The organism is Microbulbifer celer, assembly GCF_020991125.1.
GTDB classification, from domain to species: domain Bacteria; phylum Pseudomonadota; class Gammaproteobacteria; order Pseudomonadales; family Cellvibrionaceae; genus Microbulbifer; species Microbulbifer celer.
The window spans coordinates 1,462,347-1,483,365 of the sequence record NZ_CP087715.1 but is presented as its reverse complement, the minus strand read 5'-3'; the positions used below and the strand labels follow the sequence as shown (position 1 = coordinate 1,483,365).

At 56.9% G+C, this 21,019-nt stretch carries 23 protein-coding genes; 9 read left to right on the top strand and 14 right to left on the bottom strand.

Going from position 1 to position 21,019, the window contains the following annotated elements; all coding sequences use genetic code 11:
• Position 1: 1 nt before the first annotated feature.
• On the top strand, positions 2 to 484 hold the full coding sequence (locus LPW13_RS06225; RefSeq protein WP_230438584.1) for an Lrp/AsnC family transcriptional regulator: 483 nt from the start codon (positions 2 to 4) through the stop codon (positions 482 to 484).
• A gap of 11 nt (positions 485 to 495) precedes the next feature.
• Here LPW13_RS06225 and LPW13_RS06220 read toward each other — a convergent pair whose 3' ends face one another.
• The 6 genes from LPW13_RS06220 to LPW13_RS06195 form a co-directional block, all read right to left on the bottom strand.
• Complete coding sequence (locus tag LPW13_RS06220; protein ID WP_230438583.1) at positions 496 to 702, bottom strand: DUF2905 domain-containing protein; 207 nt, start codon at positions 700 to 702, stop codon at positions 496 to 498.
• Between the two features lie 167 nt (positions 703 to 869).
• Complete coding sequence (locus LPW13_RS06215) at positions 870 to 3,116, bottom strand: M3 family metallopeptidase (protein ID WP_230438582.1); 2,247 nt, start codon at positions 3,114 to 3,116, stop codon at positions 870 to 872.
• A gap of 276 nt (positions 3,117 to 3,392) precedes the next feature.
• Positions 3,393 to 4,073, bottom strand: coding sequence for a glutathione S-transferase family protein (locus tag LPW13_RS06210; protein ID WP_230438581.1), 681 nt, complete (start codon positions 4,071 to 4,073; stop codon positions 3,393 to 3,395).
• A 52-nt stretch (positions 4,074 to 4,125) separates the two neighbouring features.
• A complete protein-coding gene (locus LPW13_RS06205; protein ID WP_230438579.1) occupies positions 4,126 to 5,517 on the bottom strand; it encodes a class II 3-deoxy-7-phosphoheptulonate synthase in 1,392 nt (463 codons plus the stop codon).
• Positions 5,518 to 5,585: 68 nt separating this feature from the next.
• A complete protein-coding gene (locus LPW13_RS06200; protein ID WP_230438577.1) occupies positions 5,586 to 6,779 on the bottom strand; it encodes an amino acid aminotransferase in 1,194 nt (397 codons plus the stop codon).
• A 127-nt stretch (positions 6,780 to 6,906) separates the two neighbouring features.
• Positions 6,907 to 7,434, bottom strand: a complete 528-nt coding sequence (locus LPW13_RS06195; RefSeq protein WP_230438575.1) for a MarR family winged helix-turn-helix transcriptional regulator — start codon at positions 7,432 to 7,434, stop codon at positions 6,907 to 6,909.
• A gap of 348 nt (positions 7,435 to 7,782) precedes the next feature.
• On the opposite strand from LPW13_RS06195, the gene maiA reads away from it, so the two are divergent.
• Positions 7,783 to 8,421, top strand: coding sequence for a maleylacetoacetate isomerase (gene maiA, locus LPW13_RS06190; protein WP_230438574.1), 639 nt, complete (start codon positions 7,783 to 7,785; stop codon positions 8,419 to 8,421).
• A 31-nt stretch (positions 8,422 to 8,452) separates the two neighbouring features.
• Here maiA and LPW13_RS06185 read toward each other — a convergent pair whose 3' ends face one another.
• Positions 8,453 to 9,454, bottom strand: coding sequence for a mechanosensitive ion channel family protein (locus LPW13_RS06185; RefSeq protein WP_230438572.1), 1,002 nt, complete (start codon positions 9,452 to 9,454; stop codon positions 8,453 to 8,455).
• A 155-nt stretch (positions 9,455 to 9,609) separates the two neighbouring features.
• Here LPW13_RS06185 and LPW13_RS06180 point away from each other — a divergent pair, with 155 nt between their 5' ends.
• Positions 9,610 to 10,116 carry an LEA type 2 family protein gene (locus LPW13_RS06180; RefSeq protein ID WP_230438570.1) on the top strand — a complete coding sequence of 169 codons (507 nt, stop codon included), beginning with the start codon at positions 9,610 to 9,612 and terminating at the stop codon, positions 10,114 to 10,116.
• Positions 10,117 to 10,221: 105 nt separating this feature from the next.
• On the opposite strand, the gene LPW13_RS06175 is transcribed toward LPW13_RS06180, so the two are convergent.
• From LPW13_RS06175 to LPW13_RS06165, 3 genes are read right to left on the bottom strand one after another with little or no spacing between them, the layout of a single operon-like run.
• Positions 10,222 to 10,632 carry a hypothetical protein gene (locus tag LPW13_RS06175; RefSeq protein WP_230438569.1) on the bottom strand — a complete coding sequence of 137 codons (411 nt, stop codon included), beginning with the start codon at positions 10,630 to 10,632 and terminating at the stop codon, positions 10,222 to 10,224.
• Positions 10,625 to 11,179, bottom strand: coding sequence for a sigma-70 family RNA polymerase sigma factor (locus tag LPW13_RS06170; protein WP_230438567.1), 555 nt, complete (start codon positions 11,177 to 11,179; stop codon positions 10,625 to 10,627). Before LPW13_RS06170 ends, LPW13_RS06175 begins: the two co-directional genes overlap by 8 nt.
• A gap of 12 nt (positions 11,180 to 11,191) precedes the next feature.
• Positions 11,192 to 12,058: a DUF6249 domain-containing protein gene (locus LPW13_RS06165; RefSeq protein ID WP_230438565.1), complete on the bottom strand. Its 867-nt coding sequence runs from the start codon at positions 12,056 to 12,058 to the stop codon at positions 11,192 to 11,194.
• A 263-nt stretch (positions 12,059 to 12,321) separates the two neighbouring features.
• On the opposite strand from LPW13_RS06165, the gene LPW13_RS06160 reads away from it, so the two are divergent.
• The 3 genes from LPW13_RS06160 (at position 12,322) to LPW13_RS06150 (ending at position 14,099) form a co-directional block, all read left to right on the top strand.
• Entirely contained in the window at positions 12,322 to 12,945 is a 624-nt protein-coding gene (locus LPW13_RS06160; RefSeq protein WP_230438563.1) for a DUF924 family protein, read from the top strand.
• A gap of 27 nt (positions 12,946 to 12,972) precedes the next feature.
• Complete coding sequence (locus LPW13_RS06155) at positions 12,973 to 13,602, top strand: LysE family translocator (protein WP_230438562.1); 630 nt, start codon at positions 12,973 to 12,975, stop codon at positions 13,600 to 13,602.
• Between the two features lie 164 nt (positions 13,603 to 13,766).
• Positions 13,767 to 14,099 (top strand): YebG family protein, encoded by a 333-nt coding sequence (locus LPW13_RS06150; RefSeq protein WP_230438560.1) that lies wholly within the window; start codon positions 13,767 to 13,769, stop codon positions 14,097 to 14,099.
• Between the two features lie 127 nt (positions 14,100 to 14,226).
• Here the strand turns inward: LPW13_RS06150 and LPW13_RS06145 are convergent, their stop codons facing one another.
• From LPW13_RS06145 to LPW13_RS06135, 3 genes are all read right to left on the bottom strand, one after another.
• Positions 14,227 to 14,619: an MAPEG family protein gene (locus LPW13_RS06145; protein WP_230438558.1), complete on the bottom strand. Its 393-nt coding sequence runs from the start codon at positions 14,617 to 14,619 to the stop codon at positions 14,227 to 14,229.
• Positions 14,620 to 14,710: 91 nt separating this feature from the next.
• Positions 14,711 to 16,051: an amidohydrolase family protein gene (locus LPW13_RS06140; protein ID WP_230438557.1), complete on the bottom strand. Its 1,341-nt coding sequence runs from the start codon at positions 16,049 to 16,051 to the stop codon at positions 14,711 to 14,713.
• Positions 16,048 to 17,463 carry an amidohydrolase gene (locus LPW13_RS06135; RefSeq protein ID WP_230438555.1) on the bottom strand — a complete coding sequence of 472 codons (1,416 nt, stop codon included), beginning with the start codon at positions 17,461 to 17,463 and terminating at the stop codon, positions 16,048 to 16,050. Before LPW13_RS06135 ends, LPW13_RS06140 begins: the two co-directional genes overlap by 4 nt.
• Before the next feature lie 216 nt (positions 17,464 to 17,679).
• Between LPW13_RS06135 and LPW13_RS06130 the strand changes: the two genes are divergently transcribed.
• Positions 17,680 to 19,308, top strand: coding sequence for a hybrid sensor histidine kinase/response regulator (locus tag LPW13_RS06130; protein WP_230438554.1), 1,629 nt, complete (start codon positions 17,680 to 17,682; stop codon positions 19,306 to 19,308).
• A gap of 47 nt (positions 19,309 to 19,355) precedes the next feature.
• On the opposite strand, the gene LPW13_RS06125 is transcribed toward LPW13_RS06130, so the two are convergent.
• The gene (locus tag LPW13_RS06125) at positions 19,356 to 19,682 is read right to left on the bottom strand and encodes a hypothetical protein (protein WP_230438552.1); all 327 of its coding nucleotides are present in this window, start codon (positions 19,680 to 19,682) and stop codon (positions 19,356 to 19,358) included.
• 213 nt (positions 19,683 to 19,895) lie between these two features.
• On the opposite strand from LPW13_RS06125, the gene LPW13_RS06120 reads away from it, so the two are divergent.
• Both LPW13_RS06120 and LPW13_RS06115 read left to right on the top strand, forming a co-directional pair.
• Positions 19,896 to 20,273 (top strand): YchJ family protein, encoded by a 378-nt coding sequence (locus LPW13_RS06120; protein WP_268932680.1) that lies wholly within the window; start codon positions 19,896 to 19,898, stop codon positions 20,271 to 20,273.
• Complete coding sequence (locus LPW13_RS06115; protein WP_230438549.1) at positions 20,264 to 21,019, top strand: pseudouridine synthase; 756 nt, start codon at positions 20,264 to 20,266, stop codon at positions 21,017 to 21,019. Before LPW13_RS06120 ends, LPW13_RS06115 begins: the two co-directional genes overlap by 10 nt.

The window sequence follows — 21,019 nt, the reverse complement described above, 5'->3', positions numbered from 1 at the left end:
TATGGCTTACATACTCGATGCCATCGACAAGAACATCCTGGAGATCCTGCAGCAGGACGCCACCATCCCCAATATCGAGCTGGCGGAAAAGGTGCACCTGTCTCCCTCCCCCTGCTCCCGCCGGGTGAAGAACCTGCACGAACAGGGCTTCATCAAGCGCGCGGTCACGCTGCTGGAGCCGGACATGGTGGGGCTGCCGGTCAGCGTCTTTATCCAGGTCACTCTCAACCACCAGGTGAAGAAAGAACTACAGCACTTTGAATCCACCATCGGCCAATGGCCGGAGGTAATGGAGTGTTATCTGATGACCGGGGATTTTGATTACCTGCTGCGTGTGGTTGTGCCCAACCTGCACGCCTATCAGGAGTTTCTCGACAAGAAATTGACTGAGTTACCGGGGATCGACCATATCAAGAGCAGCTTCTCCCTCAAGCAGGTGCGCTACCGTACGGAGTTGCCCCTGGATCAATTACTCGAAGGCTGACGCTGAACACTTCAGCGTCGAAAAAAGCTCAGAACCACACTCAGGATCACGCTGATAATGATCATGGAGGTGATCGGGAAATAGAACCTGCTGCGCTCGGATTCAACCCGGATATCGCCGGGAAGCCGGCCGAACCAGGAAAACAGGTTCGGAAAGAAGTGCAGCAGTAACCCGATTACCACCAGTGCACACCCGGCCACGATCAGCCATTTCGGCATCACCACACTCCCCTACCTTGACCTAACGCCTAAACCTGAATTCAGCATAGCGGATCCCCCCCAGCCGTAGCGGCAGAGACCCAAGCACATACAACACGAACACATTAAAAAAGCCGCGGGCGTGCGCACCGCGGCTTTTCAGATGAGACTTATCGTCAGGTAGAGAATTACCCGCCGGCGGATGCAGTCTCTTCCGCTTTTTCGCCCGACTCTTCACCAGGCAAGGGGAAGCCACGGTCACGCATCAACGGCTCGATCCCCGCATCGCGACCGCGGAACTTGCGGTAGGCTTCCGCTGGATCCATCGCGTTGCGCGGTGCGAACAAATACTTCACCAGCTTGCCAGCCACTTCCTTGTCGTAGAAGCCACCTTCCGCTTCTGCAAAGGCTTCGGACGCGTCTGAGGTCAGAACGTCTGCCCACATATAGCCGTAGTAGCCCGCGGAATAACCTTCACCAGAGAAGATATGGCCGAAGTGCGGGGTACGGTGACGCATTACCAGCTCGGATGGCATCCCCAGACTTTCGAGAGTTTCCCGCTCGAACTTGTCAGGGTCGATTCCCTCAGGATCACTGGTGTGCAACTTCATATCCACCAGCGCGGACGCCAGGTATTCGGTAGTGGCAAAGCCCTGGTTGAAGTTGGCCGCTTTCTTGATCTTGGCCACCAGCGCCGCGGGAATCGGTTCACCGGTTTTGTAGTGCACCAGGTAATTGTCGATGATCGGATCGGTGCTCAGCCAACGCTCCAGCAGTTGCGACTGGAACTCGGTGTAATCGCGTACACCGCTGTTCAGGGTCGGATAGGTCACGTTGGAAGCGAGGAAGTGCAGTGCGTGGCCAAACTCGTGGAAGAAGGTTTCCGCATCGTCCCAGCTCACCAGTACCGGTTCACCCGGCGCCCCCTTGATAAAGTTGGAGTTGTTGGAAGCCAGCACGGTTTCCTTGCCATCAAAGGTGGTGTGATCGCGGTACATGGTGGCCCACGCACCGGAGCGCTTGCCGGCGCGGGCGTACGGATCCAGGTACCACAGACCGATGTGCTCACCAGAGGTTTTGTCGGTCACTTCCCAGACTTTCACATCTTCGTGGAAGACGGGAACGGTACCCTCTTTCACCGGAGTGAACTCGAAGTTGAACAGCTCACCGGCAACAAAGAACATGCCTTCACGCAGCTTATCCAGCTGCAGATACTGCTTCACTTCATCGGAATTCAGGTCGTATTTGGCTTTACGCACCTTCTCCGCGTAATAACGATAGTCCCACGGCTTGATAGTAATGCCGGCTTTTTCCTTATCGGCAACCGCCTGCATATCCGCCACTTCTTCATGTACCCGGGCAACCGCTGCCGGCCAGACCGCCTCCATCAGCTCGATCGCGTTGGCCGGATTTTTCGCCATGCGATTCTGCAGGCGCCACTCGGCGTAATTATCGAAGCCCAGCAGGCCAACTCGCTCGTCACGCAGCTGCAGGATTTCAGCAATGATAGCATTGTTATCGTGCTCATCGCCGTTGTCACCACGGCTGTAGTAATTGGTCCAGACCTTCTCACGCAGTTCACGGTTGTCAGAATAAGTAAGGAACGGATCCATGGACGAGCGGGTATTGGTAATCGCGTAATTACCCTTCTGCCCTTTTTCTTCCGCCAGCGCCGCTGCAGCCTTGACAAACGATTCCGGCAGACCGCTCAGCTGATCACTGCGCAGGAAAATATCGTAGCCTTCTTCATCCGCCAACACGTTGTTGGAAAATGTGGTGTGCAGCTCCGCAAGACGCTTATTGATCGCCGCATAGCGGGCTTTGGCTTCGCCGGTTAGTGTCGCGCCGTTGGTGGCGAACTCGTCGTAAGTCAGCTCTACCACACGCTTCTGTTCGGCATTGAGACCGGAATTATTACGTGCGTCGTACACGGCTTTTACGCGCTGGAAAAGCTTGTCGTTCTGAATGATCTTCGAGCTGAAGTCCGCCAGTTTCGGGGCCATCTCACTCTGAACCGCGCGGAACTCAGGAGAAGACATATTGCTGCTCCAGATGCCCCAGTAGGTAAACACCCGGCTCAGCGCTGCGCCACTGCGTTCCATTTCTTCAATCGTATTGGCGAACGTGGGGGCTTCCGGATTATTGGCAATGGCGTCGATCTCGGCGAGATTCTGGGCCATGGCAGTTTCCAGTGCCGGCTTCAGGTCTGCGACCTTTGCCTTGTCAAACGCCGGCACGCCTCCGAATGGGCCGGTCCACTCTGCCAGCAGCGGATTGCTATTGGCCTTGCCCGCCGCGTCATTGGCAGCGACACCTTGCGTGGTCATCGATTGGTCTGCCCCTTTGGCAGCCTGTGATTCATCGGATTCTTTACTACAACCGGCCACGGTCGCCAGGGCGGCGGCAATGGACATAGCGATCAATGTCTGACGCATCGGCTCGATCCTCTCCTAAGCATGGATTGTTAAAATTGTGACCGGTCGAGTGTACCGCGGGATGACAGATATCGCTACGATCCACCAATCCGGCCAACAGTGACCGCGATAAAGCGACTGCCTGGCACGTTAATCCCCTCCTTCTGGTTAACCGATAGGACAGGTTTGTTGTGATAACCCATTAACCCATTATGATAACGGCTTATTAAGTGTATTCTTTTACCCCTTGTAACATTGTGGACGGTCTTTATGGCTCAGCTCCGTCCGCGACCGCTGTCAGCTTCGGCGATCTTCCACAATGGTGCCAACCTGCAGCAATTCATCATCGTGCCCCGCTTCGCGCCACGGTTCACGGGTGCCCTCATCTATCCATTGCTGCATTGCCGGCAGTGAAAGGATGCGCTCAGCGTAATCCATGGACGATTCACTGAGAGCGAGGCCGTAGCCACGTAGTCGGATCACCACTGGTGCAAAAAAGGCATCCACCGCGGTAAACGCCTCCCCCGCCAGATAAGGCCCGCCAAAGCGCTTGAGCCCCTGCTGCCAGAGCTCTTCCAGTCGATCCAGGTCCTTCTGCAATTTCGCATCAATCTCATGCAAGCGGACGGTAACGCCGCAGTTCATGCTGCACTGATTGCGCAAGGAAAGAAAGCCCGCGTGCATTTCCGCTGCCGCGCAGCGTGCCCAGGCCCGTGCTTCACGGTCCTCGGGCCAGACTCCGGGCGAGGATTCGTAGAGATACTCGGTAATGGCGAGGGACTCCCACACGGTCACATCGCCGTCTTCCAGACAAGGCACCAGACCGGTAGGAGAGAAGGTGCGAAACTTGGACCAGCTGCTCCCGTCATCGAAGGGAACTAGTTTTTCCTCGAACGGAATGTCCAACTGTTTCGCCAGCAGCCAGGGTCGCAGAGACCAGGACGAGTAGTTTTTATTGCCAATGTAAAGCTTCAACATCCCAGCCCCCTCTTTTTCTGGCTGCTAACTTCCCTTTCGGATTATTGCTTTCTCAGCTGCTACGGCCGTCCCGCAGCATTTCAGAAATACAGAACGCGAGCTCAAGCACCTGGTCAGCATTCAGGCGCGGATCACACTGGGTGCGGTAGCAGCTCGCCAGATCTGTTTCGGAAATACCCCAGGCACCCCCAGTACACTCGGTCACGTGCTGGCCGGTCATTTCCAGGTGGATGCCACCGGGATGAGAGCCTTCCGCGCGGTGCACGGCGAAGAAATCACGAATTTCCCGCAGGATACTGTCAAAGTTCCGGGTCTTGTAGCCGCTGGATGCCTTGACGGTGTTCCCGTGCATGGGGTCCGTACTCCACACCACCGAGCGCCCTTCCCTTTCTACCGCACGCACCAGCGCCGGCAGTTTATCGCCCAGTGTATCGGCCCCCATGCGGGTAATCAGCGTGAGCCTTCCCGGCTCATTATTGGGGTTGAGGCGGTCGATCAGGCGGATCAGCTCTTCGGTGTCCATTCCGGGGCCAACTTTTACCCCGATGGGGTTCCAGACTCCGGCCAGGAACTCCACGTGCGCCGCATCCAACTGACGGGTGCGCTCGCCGATCCACAACATATGGGCAGAGCAGTCATACCACTTGCCGGTAAGACTGTCGGAACGGGTCAACGCTTGCTCGTAATTCAGTAGCAGCGCCTCGTGAGAGGTGTACAGGGTAGTTTCCCGCAACGCCGGTGTATTGTCGGAATTCACCCCGCAGACGGCCATAAACTCCAGCGCATCCTGCAGGCGCTCGGCCAACTGCAGGTAGCGATCCCGCTGCGGGTTATTTTCGAGGTAACTCAGGTTCCACGCGTGCACCTGATGCAGATCCGCCAGGCCACCCTGGGCAAAGGCGCGCAGCAGATTGAGGGTCGCAGCGGACTGGTTGTAAGCGGTGATCATGCGCTGGGGATCGGGCACCCGCGCTTTGGCGGTGAAATCGATTCCATTGATGATATCGCCGCGATAACTGGGCAGCTCGATGCCGTTGACAGTCTCCAGATCGGCAGAGCGCGGCTTGGCATACTGCCCTGCCATACGCGCCACTTTGACCACCGGCAGGTTACCGGAAAACGTCAGTACCACGGCCATCTGCAGCAGAACCTTGAAGGTGTCGCGAATGCGGTTGGCATTGAAGTCAGCAAACGACTCCGCGCAGTCGCCACCCTGTAACAGGAACGCTTTGCCTTCAGCAACTTGTGCCAGTTGCCGGCGCAGCTCGCGAGCCTCTTCCGCAAACACCAGCGGCGGATAACTGGCCAGCTGCTGTTCGACTTCGGCTACGGCTTCTGCGGATTGGTATTTAGGCTGCTGATGCGCTTCGCGATTGCGCCAGCTGGCGGGATCCCAGGGATGCACGACGGATTCAGACACGGGGGACGGTACCTCAACTTCCATATTCTGTTCTGCTATTGAAACAATTTTAACCGTTCAAGGGTGGGCCATGATACCCACCCCTGAACCAATCAGCCGAGTACTTCAGCCACGGACTGGCAGAAATACTCCATATTGGACTGGCTCAGACCAGCAATACTGATGCGACTGGAATCTACCATATAAATAGAATAATCCTGTTGCAGTTTCTGCACCTGCTCCGGGGTGATTCCCAGAAATGAGAACATCCCCTTCTGCCGCTGAATAAAGCTGAAATCACCGGGTGCGCCAGCGGCGGCCAGGCTTTCCACCACACCAGAACGCAGACTGTTGATGCGTTCGCGCATCTCTGTCAATTCCGCTTCCCAGTTCGCCTTCAGGCTGGCGTCAGTCAGAATGCTTTCGACGATCGCACCGCCGTGATTGGGCGGCATGGAATAATTTCCGCGCACCACATTCAGCATCTGGCTCTGGCCTTTGTCGGCGGCAGCGGCATCGTTGTAAACCACCATTGCCATGCCTACGCGCTCACGGTACAAGCCAAAGTTCTTGGAGCAGGATGCCGCCACCAGCAACTCGGGCACCGATTCCGCCATCAGGCGCACACCGTAGGCGTCGTCGCCGAGACTGTCACCAAAGCCCTGATAGGCCATATCGATAAACGGCGTGAAGCCCTGCTTCTGCGCCATTTCCACCAGCACGTGCCACTGCTCGCGGGTCAGATCGGCACCACAGGGGTTGTGACAGCAGGCGTGGAACAATACCAGATCGCCCTCACCGACATTCTTCAGCGTCTCCACCATGGCATCGAACTGCAAGCTGCTGGTAGCGCGGTCGTAATAGGGGTAGCTCTTGATCTCCAGGCCGGCGTTGCCCAACAGGGGCACATGGTTGGCCCACGTGGGATCGCTCACCCAGATGGTTGCCCCCTTTTTCGCACGGTCCGCAAACTCCGCCAGTACGCGCAGCGCGCCACAGCCGCCCGGAGTCTGCGCAGAGCGCACACGGTTCGCTACCAGCGCCGGATGGCCAGCGCCCAGCACCAGCTCCTGCATGGCTGTGTTAAACCCGGGTGTACCGGCAGGTCCTACGTAAGCCTTGGTTTCTTCGCTCTGCAACAGGCGGGTCTCGGCCTGCTTTACTGCCTGCAGCACCGGGGTATGACCGGCTTCATCCTTATAAACACCCACCCCCAGATCAATTTTGTTGGGGTTTTCGTCGGCGCGATAAGTGGCCAGTAGGCCGAGGATGGGGTCCGCCGGCAGGCTGTTCAGGTGATCAAACATGGGTACTCCTGTATTCAGGTTGTGTCGCACGCTGCTTGCCTCGCCCACACTTACGGTGCGGAGCAGACGCCTGGCAATGCGGCATGAATTTGGGGTGTCGGCGCGGAGGGCCCGCACCGGCGCAGATTCAATCGATCAGACCACGATTGGCCCAATCCTGGGCACGGCTCATCAGCTTCTCGATAATGCTGTCGAGCTGGCCGCGCTCATCATCCGAAAGTGAGGCCATCAGGTCGTTTTCGTACTGCTGAGCCAGGGGCACGATGCGGTCATAGACATCGCGGCCGATTTCCGAAAGATTCAGGACCTGGCGACGGCGGTCGGCAGGATCTTCGCTGCGGGTGATGTAATCATTCTTGATCAGTATGGATACCGCGCGACTGATGGCCACTTTGTCCATTGCGGTCTGTTCTACCAGGTCTGCGGCGGACAGATTGGGGAAGCGCCCGAGGATCGCCATCACCCGCCACGCCGGAATAGTGAGATCAAACCGGGCGCCATAGGCCTGGGCAATGGCATTGCTCACCCGGTTGGAGAGCACCGAGAGCCGGTACGGCAGAAATTTTTCCAGCCGCAGGTCATCGGGACGCATCGCGTCAATATGATCGGTTCCTTCCCGTTCCTTGATTTCCCTTATGTCTTTTTCTACTGTCATGCGGTTCGTTTACCTGCTGTTTTTTCCTGCGCGCAATCCACCTCAATCCCGCGGCTTCTCAACTGTTGAGGCACTGCTACAACATTCGACTTCCGGCAATCGAGATTGACTGGTACTGGAACTCACTTGTACCGGTGGCTAAATGTATCTAAAATTGGTTTCAATTGTAACCACTGCCGCAGGAATTTTTTGCGCACTGCAGACTCCGCGGCTACGCATTATAAGGGTTGCCACGCCATTTTTGTCAGAAATAGCGCATTGTCACGCAAAATATTCGCGCCACGCAGCCTTTTCCGCCCTACTTATTCAAGCCGACACACAGCCTTCTGAACACAGTGAATAGTGAATATGGAATTACACGGATACTTTCGCTCTTCTGCCAGCTATCGCGTACGCATCGCCCTCAATCTGAAGGGACTGGAGTACACCTACCACCCGGTGAACCTGCTGAAGGGGGAACAGCGCGGTACAGCGTACCGGGCCCTCAACCCGCAGGGACTGGTACCAGCGCTGGTGGATGATGGAGCGGTGCTGACCCAGTCCCTGGCGATCATGGAGTGGCTGGACGAACAGCACCCCCAGCCTCCGCTCTTGCCGACGTCACCTCTGGAGCGCGCCCGCGCCCGCGCCCTCGCCTACAACGTCGCCTGTGACATACAACCGATACAGAACCTGCGGGTATTGAAGTACTTGCAATCCGAGCTGGGTGCCAGCGACGAGCAGAAGCTGGCGTGGATCCGCCACTGGATCAATATGGGGTTTGGCGCTCTGGAAGAGCAACTGGCGACAAACGGCAAAGGGCCCTTTATCGGCGGGGAAAATCCGGGGCTGTTCGAGTGCTGCCTGATGCCACAGATATACAATGCCGAGCGCTTTGGTCTCGATACCAAACCCTACCCGAGAATTCACCGTATTGCCGAGGCCTGCACCGCCCTCCCCGCCTTCGAGCGCGCACGCCCGGAAAACCAACCCGACAGCACGATCTGAAACGCCCAGCCCGGCCACTGACCGAGACAGGTCAGACGTCGTTTGCCTCGGCCTTGCCGACGGTGAGCGACTCTTTGAACGTCAGCGTGCGGTACGGGAAGGGAATCTCGATACCGGCATCGTCCAGGGCCTTCTTGACTGCCGTGACCACCTCTCCGCGGGATCGGCGTCCCTCCAGCGGAGAGGAACCGGACCACCAGGTGACTTCAATATCGATGCAGCTGTCACCGAAGCCTTGCGGAAAAATCTGCACAGGCTCATCGTCGCGCACCGTTTCGCAGTCGAGCACCGCGGCTTCAATGACTTTGACCGCCGTGGCGACATCTTCGCCATAGGCCACGCCGGCAATGATGGTGATTCTGCGCTTGTTGCGATCGGTCAATATCTCGCAGGGGTTCTTGAACAGAAACAGGTTGGGTACGATCACCAGCTCCCCGGTGGTTCTGCGGATCGCGGTATTGCGCACCTCCACCGCCTCTACCCGCCCCTCCACATCGCAGCACTTGATCACATCACCGGCCTCGAACGGAAAGCGCCAGAGAATCAGGATGCCGGCGAAGAAGTTTTCGAAGATATCTTTGAAGGCAAGCCCCACCGCCACCGACAGCAACCCCAGGCCACCCAGCGCCCTTCCCGGGGTAAGGCCAGGGAAAAGCACCATTGCGGTGAACAGCAGCCCAATCACCCAGATCACAATCTTGGTCAGCCGCACCATCAGGTCTTGCAGCGAGGGACGCTGGGTGGTTTTGCGCATAAAGCGCCGGGTAGCCTTACCGGCCAAGGTCGCCAGTATCCAGGTAAACACCAGCATCAGCAGGCTGGCAACGAAGAATGGCGTGTGCCCGAGAAACGCCTGCCAGATATTCAGCAGAGAGTCAGATACCGTCTGTACGATACCCGTAAGTGAAGAGGGAGCCGCCTTGGCAAGCTCAAGGGATTCCGCCAGCTCTTTCGCCTTATCCTGTCCTGGCAACTGCTGGCCTTGTGCCCATAGAGAGAGTGTGAACGCCATGGGCGGATCAAAAGAATTCATAAGGTGTCATACAATCGCGAGCGGTTTCGCCCTTTTGATATTCCAGACTAGCAAAGCCCGCTCCACCTGCGGTCTGGGGTGTAATATGAGTGCGATACGGCCGCGTTTACACGCTTTTCACCCATTCAGCTCTTTGGCCCCACTGAGGACGAATTTTGCCCCCCAATAATGCTTCTATCCGCCAACATCATTGGTTTTCCTGGTTGCGCAGTGCCATAGCCATAATCGCCATCGGCGTAATGAGCGGCTGCGCGGTACTATCTCCCGACTTCGAGAAACCGGACGTACAGATCACTTCGGTGGAGCCCCTTCCCTCCACAGGCGGCGATCTTCGCTTCCGAATCCATTTGCGGGTATTCAATCCAAACAACACCGAACTCGCGCTATCCGGGCTCTACTACACCCTGAGTCTTGCCGGCCACAAGGTAGTCACCGGCACCTCGAGCGACCTGCCTACCATCACCCCGTTCGGGCAGGACGCCATTGTGGTGGATGCCTCAGCGAGCGTGATGGGGTCCTTCATGGCGGCAGCAGAGCTGCTCAAGATGCAGGGCAATACCGTACCCTATGAGCTGGAGGCGAGACTGGGGCTGAGGCGATCGCTGGTACCGTACATCAAGGTACGCAGGGATGGACAGATCCAGCTGGACCAGTACCGATAAGGCGAAGTTGTGAAGGGTTCAAATAAAAATGGCCGACAATAGTCGGCCATTTTTTTGTGAAAGGTTGTCTAAAGATTGTCTGTAGAAGGCAGAACCCCCTCCTGATCAGCGGCGCGCAGCGACAATCCCGCCGGTCATCGCCACCAATGAGGCCAAGGCACCAACCCCCAGCAGGCTGTACAGGCTGATGCTCTGTTGCGCCAACTGGGCCAAGACAGATTCCAGAGGGAACTGCCAACACACAATCGCGGAAGCGGCAATCACCGCCCCATACTGGAAACGGCTCGCGCGACGCTGAGCGCGCCTGGCCGGCACTGCAGGCAGCGCCGCCATTACCTGCTCACAGAACCCGTCATTATCCAGATGTGGCTCGTTGAATTGCAGCTGCTGCGAAAGCCAGGTATCGAAATCCGGCTCGTCGCCGGCTCCACTGGGCATATCCACCATTCCGTCTTTACCAACCATGCCTGATTCTGTACCGGTCACTTCTGTACCAAAAGTCCTGGAATTAGCCACTGACTACCTCCTCCCGCCAGGCCTGCAGCAATGACTGCAATTTTGCCCGTGCGCGGTTAACGTGGGATTTTACCGTGCCCAGCGGCAACTTCATAATGCTGGCAGCTTCCTCGTGTGAAAAGCCTCGTTGCATACAGAGGTGCACCGCCTGTCTCTGGGCTTCGCTCAGCTCCCCCATGGCAGAGTTCAGATCTCTGGCCATCCCCAATTGTTGTGATTCTTCTACTGATTCCTGCGACTGGGCGCGGTCTACCGCCTCCTGATCCACATCCGGCGCATTCTTGCGCTTGTGGCTCATTACGAGATTGTAGGCGATCCGATACAGCCAGGTACTGAACCGCGCATCACCGCGAAACGCAGGCAATGCCTTGTAAGCCTTGATAAAGGCTTCCTGGGCCATATCGTCGGCCAGCCCCTGGTCCCCGTCGCACAACTGCCGTAACGAATAGCGCAGTTGCGACTGATAGCTGCGAACCAGCTGGGCGTACGCCCGCTGGTCCCCGTCCTCGACCACTCGCCGGATCAGTTCCTCGTCAGTGAGGTTCATGATGGGCGATCCCTAGACGGTCGGGTTGACTTGCTGGTTGTCGAGCTTCCAGTTGATATAACGCGCCACACCGATGAACAGCGGGATCAGGCCAAGACTGCCAACACCAATCCCGGCGCTGGCGCTCAGCCAGATAAATACTGCGGCACCTACCGCAATCAGGGTAAAACCACGATCCTTGGTCTTGGCCGGACTCGTCTCATCCATAGCATCCAGCAGCTCCTGCGGGATATCGCGGCCTTCCGCTACCAGGCGATTGATGTTCTCCATCATCAGCTGCTTCTTGCGGTAGCTGTTGCGGGTCACCAGCCACACGATCAGCACCGGGGTCATGAACACCGCCAGGATCGCAACGATGGCGACATTCAGCTCACTGATCTCGTCACTATCGTTATTGCGGACGCTCTGCTCTATTTCGTGCTCGTGTGCGCGGCGGTGGTTCTCCGCAATCCGGTGAGCTCTTTCCATCTCCGCCGAGATTCCGATGTCGATATTGCGCGGTACCGACTCCAGTGCAGAATCCATGGCTTCTTCCACCACTAGGCCCTGTTCATCGAGAATGCCCTTTTCCTCGAGCTTCTCGTAGATCCGGCGGGTTACCGCACCGCCGAACTCCTCGCCCAGGTCAACCTGGATATCCGCATTCTCACCGCCTTCGCCGCGCGCGATGATACGCAGCGAGCCATCATCCTGACGCAGAATCCGTACCTGTTTGCTGGTTCCATCCACTTTGGATGCCGGGGGCGGCGCCGGCACTGCGGGAGTGCTTGGCGCTTCCGGCTCGTTGCCACCGTCCTGTGCCCAGGCGGGGGCCCAGCTTCCCGCCGCCACCATCGCCGCCAGTACCAGCGCGGCAAAACGGTTTGTGATTAGAGTCATGGGTTCGCTCAGTGTCATTGGTATTATCTCGTTCAGATCAAGCAGTCCCGGTACAGGTCTCCACTCGATTGTACCTTTTTTGATCACATGCTTCAGGAAAATCATCAGGAAATTCGCATCGGGAGCGCCCGACAGGTAGGCTCTTTCCTGCTTCCCTTTCCCAGATGGACGACACGGGAAGCCTAAATGGATGCAACCCGAATAAGAATTTATCGACGGCCCAACACTCAACACCCTGTGGCCGACGACAGCAAGGAGCGGATATGTCTCAAGTCGCAACACCCGATGCGGTACTGACCTTCTGGTTTGGTGGTCACAGTCCCGACCACGCCTCTTCCCCTCAGCAGATTGGCCGCTGGTTCAATGGTGGAGACGGTTTCGACGAGGAAATCCGCACCCGGTTTGGCCACACGGTAGACATCGCCCTGGCGGGTGGCCTCGATCACTGGCAACAATCTCCAGCAGAGCAGTTGGCGCTGATCCTCGTGTGTGACCAATTCACCCGCAATATATATCGCGGCAGCGAGCGCGCCTTCGCCGGAGACCCACTCGCCCTGTCGACCAGTCAGGCGATGATCCGCGACAACCTGCAGACCGGCTTCGGTCTCGATCAACGGGCTTTTCTCGGCATGCCGCTGGAGCACTCGGAGCTGCCAGAGGTACAGGCACAGTCCGTCACCTATTTCAGCCAGCTGCAACAGGACTTCAGCGAGGACCAGGGGGTATCATCTGCCGACGCCAAGCGCGCGCGCAGTTACTACGGCTTCGCCGTTTCCCACCGCGATGTCATCGAGCGCTTCGGCCGCTTTCCTCACCGCAACGCGGCTCTGGCACGCGACAGCAGTGGCGAGGAGCAGGAGTGGCTGGACAACGGCGGCGGTTTTTGAGCAATAGCATTACAAGAGCAGTAAACAATGTATTGGATTGAGTGGCTGTCACTGGCCGGCATCTGCGCTCTGGGCGCCATGACACCGGGCCCCAGCCTGCTGATCGTCCTGCGCAGCGCCAGCGCGGGGCTCTATCAGGGGCTGGCCAGTGCCATCGCCCATGGCCTGGGCATCGGGATCTATGCCCTACTGACCGCCCTTGGCCTCGCCGTCGTGATCACCCAGACACCGATGCTCTTCAACGGTCTGCAGTGGGCCGGCGCGCTGTTTCTCGCCTATCTGGGGGTTCAGGCCTTGCGACACGCCGGTGCCCCCCAGCCGGGAGAGTCCCAATCAAAACAAGCCTCGACAGCCTCCTTGAGCGTCGGCAAAGCGGCGCTGCAGGGCTTCGGCATTGCCTTTTTCAATCCCAAGGTCGCGCTTTTCTTTGGTGCCCTGTTCAGTCAGTTTGTCTCCAATGAGCAGGCCCTGGCCACCAAGATCTCCATGGCTGTGCTGGCAGCCACCATCGACACCGCCTGGTATCTCATCGTGGCCCTGGTGGTGATCTACGGTAGCCGGCGTGGACTCACTACCGGCTCCTGGCGCCCCTGGCTGCAGCGGATATTCGGTGTACTGCTGATCGGCCTCGCCCTGCGCCTGCTGTGGAGCCTGTAAGTTGGGCGCCTTGAGATGCGCACCCGGCGGTACGCAATTGATCAGTGCTCGTTGACAGCGAACACGCTTACCAGTACTGTATATTCATACATACAAAAAACCACTAAACACAACAACCAAGCAATAAGCGGTACACATAGTACTCGTAGATACAGGAGGCCGTTATGGCGGTAGTAGCCGTTTGGAAATGCGACAGAGACGGAGCCATGTTCGATAACAAGAAAGACGCTGAAGAACACGACAAGATGCTGGAGCTGGCCGCCAATATTACCGCCCTGATTGAGCGGCATGTTGAAGGTGTCTCTGAAGAAGCCAGCGAAAATATCGGTTTGATGCTGGCCAAGCGCCGCGACGCGCTGGCCAAGGCCTGCAAAGGCAAGCCAGACGTTCTGCTGGAGAGCGACGAAGAAAATGACACTCCGGCGAGCAAGGCATCAGAAGAAGCCGCTCCAGAAAGTGAGGATGACCAGGTTACCCCACTCGCTGCGAACCAGTAATTCGCAGTGATATCAGGTGGGTCACGATTTCTCTCCAATAGAAGATTGACCCACCTAAGATTCCATCCCTGTACTCTGCCCGGTTCACCGGGCTTTTTTTGTTTCGGCCTTTTTATAGGGTCGAAACTTAGAGTGCCGAAACAATATTGATCACCGCAAGAATCAAAATAACCAGCCAACTCAGCGCAGTGCCGCCAAAACGCCCCGGATGATACCCACCTTTCCCCGACACCAGGCCGACCGCGTGCATCAGGCGGGCCAGCACAAACGTTGCACCAAGGCAGTGTAACCAGACAGCGCTTAGCCCGTTGATTTCCGCAATCATCATCAGGATGAGTGCGAGCGGCACATATTCAATGGCATTGGCGTGGGCCCGGACCGCCACCTGCCCCATGTGGTGCCCGCCACTACCGAGACCCACCTTTTCTCCACGCCGAAAAGCCACCACCCGGTAGGCCAGCGCGATCACCAATAGTGCGCAGATTCCCGCATACAACGCGGTCACTTTTATTGCCAACATCATCATTCCTTCAACGGTTTACTTCTGAATTTATATTGCCTGGTGGGCCGTGCGTAAAATGCTGCAACATGCGCATGGCCCACTCAGGCGCTCAATAACTGTACCCGTGTTCGTGTCCAGGTTTCGGATGCAGATAGCGGTCTCTCAATCGTGTGGAGCGGGTAACCAGCGATTGCGTTGCCCCATCAATCAGCACCACTTCCGGATGGGAAGTAACTTCCAGCGGGTCGCCGCTCCAGATCACGATATCAGCCACCGCACCCGGCGCGATCACACCACCATCGAACCCGAAAGCGCGCGCAATATTGACCGACACAGCCTTTAGCGCCTCATCATAGGGCAGCCCGTAGGCCACAGCATTTCCCGCCCCCTGACGAGAGAGATAGCTATTGTGCGTACCGGCGTAGCCGGGGCTGCCGATCAATATCGTAACACCGGCTTTTTGTAGTAATGCCGGGTTTTCGAGGCGGGCGCCAAGCCGCTCGAATGCGTCGGGACTGTTCCGCAACGGGTCCAGCACGACGGGAACACCGGCCGCGGCCAGTTGTTCCGCCACCATCCAGCCCTCCGCGGCACCTTCGATAATCACGTTCAAACGGAATGTGTCGGCGAGTTCAAGCACCTGCAGAATATCGCTGGCTCTGTCCGCACGGATCAATACCGGTTGCTCGCCAGAAATTATCGGTTGCAGTGCCGCCAGGTCTTCCAGTGAATAGTCCAATGTTCGCCAATCACCGCGCCGAATCGCCGCCTTGTTATCTGCATACTCACGAGCCTGAGTGAGCGCCGCCTTCACCTGTGCATAGGCATTGGCCCGGCTTCCACCGGCAAGTTCGGCACCGTACTCCCCCAGGTAAATACGCTGCGCCAACGACGGTTTTACCACACTGTCGAAACTACCGGACAGGTTGATCGCAAACCCTTTACCGGCAAAGATCTTATCCTCACTGGCGGGCATCACAATGGCGCGGGTGATCCCACCGGCACGATTGAACGGAATCAGGGTGGAGCGCGGATTGAATGCCGGTACGGGATCAAATGCGGCTCCGATATGCTCGTCCATTACCGCTGCATCGTTGGTAGAAGCCGCGGCGCCGATTTCGATCAACCCGAGTTCGGTGATTGGCGCCCAGAGCCCGGGCGTTACCAACTTTCCACTGGCATCGATTGTTCGATCTACAGGGCTGTCAGACAGATCCGCTGCAACGTTCACGATCCGGTCATCGCGCACCAGAATGTCCGCCCGCGCCAGAGTACCCGCCTCCCCCAGTGTCATTACCTTACCGCCTTTGATCAAAACGGTTTCGGCGGCGGCCGAAGTGGTCATCATCAGGCCAAGGACAAAGGCGGTGCTCAGGCGCTGCAGGAGCAGACGCGAACACTGCACCAGGGCGCGCAGCTGGTTATCCGATTTACGATTGATCAAAATCACAGCCGCTCTCCTTCTGCATCAAGAATTCCCAGTTCAAAATCGCTGCGGGGCTGGCGGGAAGGATCGTCACGGTCGAACATCAGCTCGCCGTCGATAAAGACTTTTTCCGCTTTGCTATAAACGCTGAAGGGATCGCCGGACCAGACCACAACATCCCCCATCTTGCCTTTCTCTAGTGTTCCGGTCATTTCTTCGATGCCCAGTGCCTTAGCCGGATTCAGGGTCATCCACTGCACCGCGTGTTCGGGCTGGATATCGAATCCGGCCCGACGACCTGCGGCCATAGCCTTGGCAGTCTCCTCGTTCAGGTGCTGGATACCAATGGCGGAATCGGAATGGATCATGGCGCAGGCACCAGCCTGGTCAACGATGGCAATATTGGCCTCGGTCATATCGAAGGCCTCATGCTTGAACCCCCACCAGTCCGCCCACATGGCCGCACAGACGTTATTTTCTGCCAGCAGATCCGCAACCTTGTAAGCCTCAACCGCGTGATGGAAGGTGGAGATCTGAAAATCAAATTCGCTGGCAACATCCATCATGATCGCCATTTCCTCACCGCGATAACAATGGTTGTGCACCAGGATTTCACCGCTCAGGACGCCGGCCAGAGTTTCCAGCTGCAGATCCCGTTCGGGTGCATCGCCACCATTTTCCCGGTATTCCTCCCACTTCTTCTTATAGGCAGCGGCAGCAATCCATGCCTCGCGATACCCGGCCACATTTCCCATGCGCGTAGAAGGAAGCTGGCCCTTGCCGCCGTATACCCGCTTGGGGTTTTCGCCGCAGGCCATCTTCAAGCCATAAGGCGCGCCCGGAAACTTCATGTCCTGAACCCGTCGGCCGGGGACGTTCTTCAACGTCACGCCGCGGCCCCCAAACAGGTTGGCGGAACCCGGCAGGATCTGCAGTGTAGTGACCCCGCCAGCCAGGGCCAGAGAGAACTGGGGATCCTGGGTCCACACAGAGTGCTCGGCCCACACCTGTGCGGTGTTGGGAGCCGTCATTTCATTACCGTCCTGGGAAGATTCGATGGCGGGCGCGGGGTAATCCCCCAGGTGCGAGTGCACATCAATGATGCCAGGGGTCACCCACTTTCCTTCCGCCACTACGACCAGAGTGTCCTCCGAAGCTTTGAGATCTTTACCCAAGCGAGCGATCTTGCCGTCTTTCAACAGCAGATCCGTGTCTTCCAGCCTCTCACCGGTCCCGGTCAGGATGGTGGCGCTCTGGATCAATACCGGTTTGGTCTCTTTAACTTCATAGGTCGACGGAAAAGCACTCTGACGGGCAAAGCCCCGGGTATCATCTGCGCTTTTGCTATCGTCGCCACCACATCCGGTCAGCAACACGCCCAATACCGTGAACGCCCACGCGCTACAGTAGCGTTTCAACCCGGTGCTGAGCTGCACTCTGGGCGTGCGTAAATTAGTCCTGCTTTGTATCACCCTGTCCCCCTTATTATTCTGGCAAGTACAACAGACCTTTAATGCTAGCACCGTCTACGGGATGCGATAACACCGAAAGCTACAATCATACGTACAACTTTGCACAACACGCGGCTTCATGTAGACATGCTTGCTACAGCATGTTGCAATCCTTTCACACCAAGGGTCGGGACTGACGGAATGGAAGAAGACAAGGAAAAGGTACGCTTAAAATCCACTTACCGGGACCTATCGGAGCCCAACTCTCACCTGGTCTATGAGGCGCTTCGGAAAAGTGAAGAACGCTACCGGGAGCTGGTTGAACATGCCAATTCCATCATTCTCCGCTGGAACAAGAACGGCATCGTTACCTTTTTCAATGAGTACGCACAGCGCTTCTTCGGGTACAGTGAACACGAGATCATTGGCCAACATGTAGTCGGAACGATCGTACCAGAAAGTGAAAGCACCGGCCGTGACCTTCGCCCACTGATGGATCATATCTGCAACCACCCGGATGAGCATCGATACAACGTCAACGAAAACGTCACCAAATGCGGAAAAAGAGTCTGGGTCGCATGGACCAACAAGCTGCTGCGAAATGATGACGGCGACGCTATCGGTGTGCTCAGTATCGGCAGTGACATCACCAAACAGCGACTGCTCGAAGAGGAACTGCGACAGGCGCAGAAAATGCAGGCAATTGGTGAATTGGCCGGCGGTATCGCGCACGATTTCAACAACATGATTCACGGTATCGCCGGCTTCGCTGAAATCATTCACCAGACCACATGCGATTCCAAAACTGCCGAGTACTCAAAGCAGATCCTGACAACCGCGCAGCACGCCACTGAACTCACCAAACAGCTACTGACCTTCGCCCGCAAGGGTTCCTACCACCTGAGCGACTGTAACACCCACGATATCATTCGCGACGTATGCGCCATGTTGGAGCGCACCATCGACCGGAAAATACAGGTTCAACAACAACTGAATGCCGAGCGGCCACATGTGAAAGGTGACAGTGCTCAATTGCAGAGTGCGCTGCTCAATCTGGGCATCAATGCCAAAGACGCAATGCCGGCAGGCGGCACGCTGGTTTTCAGCACCAGTGATGTCACCGTAGACAGACCCATTTCTATTTCTGACTTTCAGCTGGAAGCAGGCAAGTATCTACAGATCAACGTCAGTGACAGCGGCACGGGTATGTCGGAGGAAGTACGCCAGAGAATTTTCGAGCCCTTCTTTACTACCAAGGCCAGTGGGCGCGGCGCTGGTCTCGGGCTCGCCGCGGTTTACGGCACCACGCATTTACACAAGGGGGCCATTCAGTGTCGCTCAGAATTCGGCAAAGGCAGCAGCTTTGACCTCTACCTCCCCATCATCAAAGACTGCAGTAAAGAATTGTCCAAAGTTTCCAAAGTCAAAGCGACAGAAAGAAGCATTCACATGATGGTGGTAGATGATGAGGCCATCGTACGCAGTTATTCCAAGACGCTTTTCGAAATGCACGGTCACACCGTCGATACCTTTGCCTCCCCGCAGGAAGCTATAGAGCATTACCGGAAAAACAGCCACAAAATCGATCTGGTCTTGCTGGATATGATCATGCCGCAAATGGATGGACAACAACTGTTTGCGGAGCTGAAGCGTATCAACCCGGACATCAAGGCCATGCTGTCATCTGGATACAGCGTAGAGAGCAAGGTTCAGGAGATCCTGAAGGCAGGTATTCTGGACTGTATCAAAAAGCCATTTACCTACGATCAGCTACAGGCAAAAATTTCCACATTGGTGGCGGACGGTATTATTCCACCTGAGAATGAGTGAACCAGGGATCGAACAAAACGGCGCTACACTGTTTATCGAACTGAGCATCAGTAGTGGCGCAATTTAAGAATCTTCTCGCCATTGTCACACTCACCGACCACTTCCGGGTCTGACAACTTCGCCCCCGCCTGGATCACCTTGTCTGAAGGATAGGATATAAAACAGGCAAAATTGAAGTTGACTGCCCAGTTACAACGCAGCAGCCCGTCATCCTCGTCATAGAAGCGCTCCTGACAGAAGCTGATAGACGGACTCTGCCCCCCAGCATCTATCTGGATTGAATCCTGCCCATCCTGTGCGCCCGATGGTGTCGCAAGCAAAGCCCCGACGACCAACGTTACCGCACTGACTCCGAAAAAATGCCAACGGTGCATGCCGCCACCTGCTCGGTCAATGAACTCTCTAATTCAGACTAGCAGCCGCTGGCGCATTTTTCCTTGGCGCCCTGACTAATACTTTTATCAATCAAGCTCCCCCATACTAGACCCAGCAGTCTGCCTATCACTGACCGCCTGCGGTGCATACTGGTATCATCCCGCCCCCAGATACACGCCAACCGCAATACAGCGACCGACCAGAGACCTGCGATGCCCCAAAACTGCCCCTGTGGATCCAGCAAACCATTCGCACAGTGCTGCGACCTCTATCTTTCTGGAAAGAGCTACCCCAATACTGCCGAAGCTTTGATGCGCAGCCGATATACGGCGTTCACCACCAGCAACCTCGCGTGGCTGCGTCAAACCTGGCACCCGGACACTTGTCCGGAACTCAGTGCCGAGGACCTGACCACTGACTGGCAGCGCCTCGAAGTGGTGAAGGCCAAACAGGGCCTGAAGAAATCCATTGTGGAGTTTCGGGCGTGGTTCAATGACGGTGAGCACGAACGTGCGTTGCACGAAATCTCGCTGTTCAAACTATACAAAAAGCGCTGGGTGTACGTAGAGGCACTACCACAATGGCCCTGAACGAGACCGGGAGCCAAGCGCTGGCGCAACCACAAATCCTGTATCAGGACGAAGCGTTGGTCGCAGCCTACAAGCCCGAGGGCTGGCTGGTACACCGTTCCTCCATCGACCGCCATGAGACACGCTTTCTACTGCAAACCCTGCGGGACCAGGTAGGCTGCCACCTGTATCCCATTCACCGCCTGGACAAGCCCACTTCCGGTGTCATCGTGTTTGGCAAGAGTGGGGAGATCGCCGCCCGAGTGCAGGCACAAATGGAAAGTGACAATACGCTCAAACAATACCTGGCGGTATGCCGGGGCTACTGCCCGGAATCGGGGACCATTGATTATCCTCTACCGCCGGTGAGTGATTTCAGGCATCAGCGCAAACGCCCCAAAAGTGAGTTGCCGCGACAGGAGGCCGTCACCCTGTTTCAGCGCCTGGAGACGGTGGAACTGCCAATTGAAGTCGATCGATATCCCACCAGTCGCTATTCCCTGGTGTCGATCCAGCTGAAAACCGGCCGTCGCCACCAGATCCGCCGCCACTTCAAGCATATTCATCATCCGCTGATCGGCTGCCCGAAGTATGGCAAGTCAGTGCACAACCGGTTTTTCACCGAACATTTCGGCTGCGCGCGCCTGCTGCTCCACGCTTCCAGACTGGAGCTGGATCATCCGATGACTGGAGAACGACTGAAACTGGAAGCGCCACTACAGGGGAGCTTCCGGTTACTGATGGATCAGCTCGGCTGGCAGGTGTAA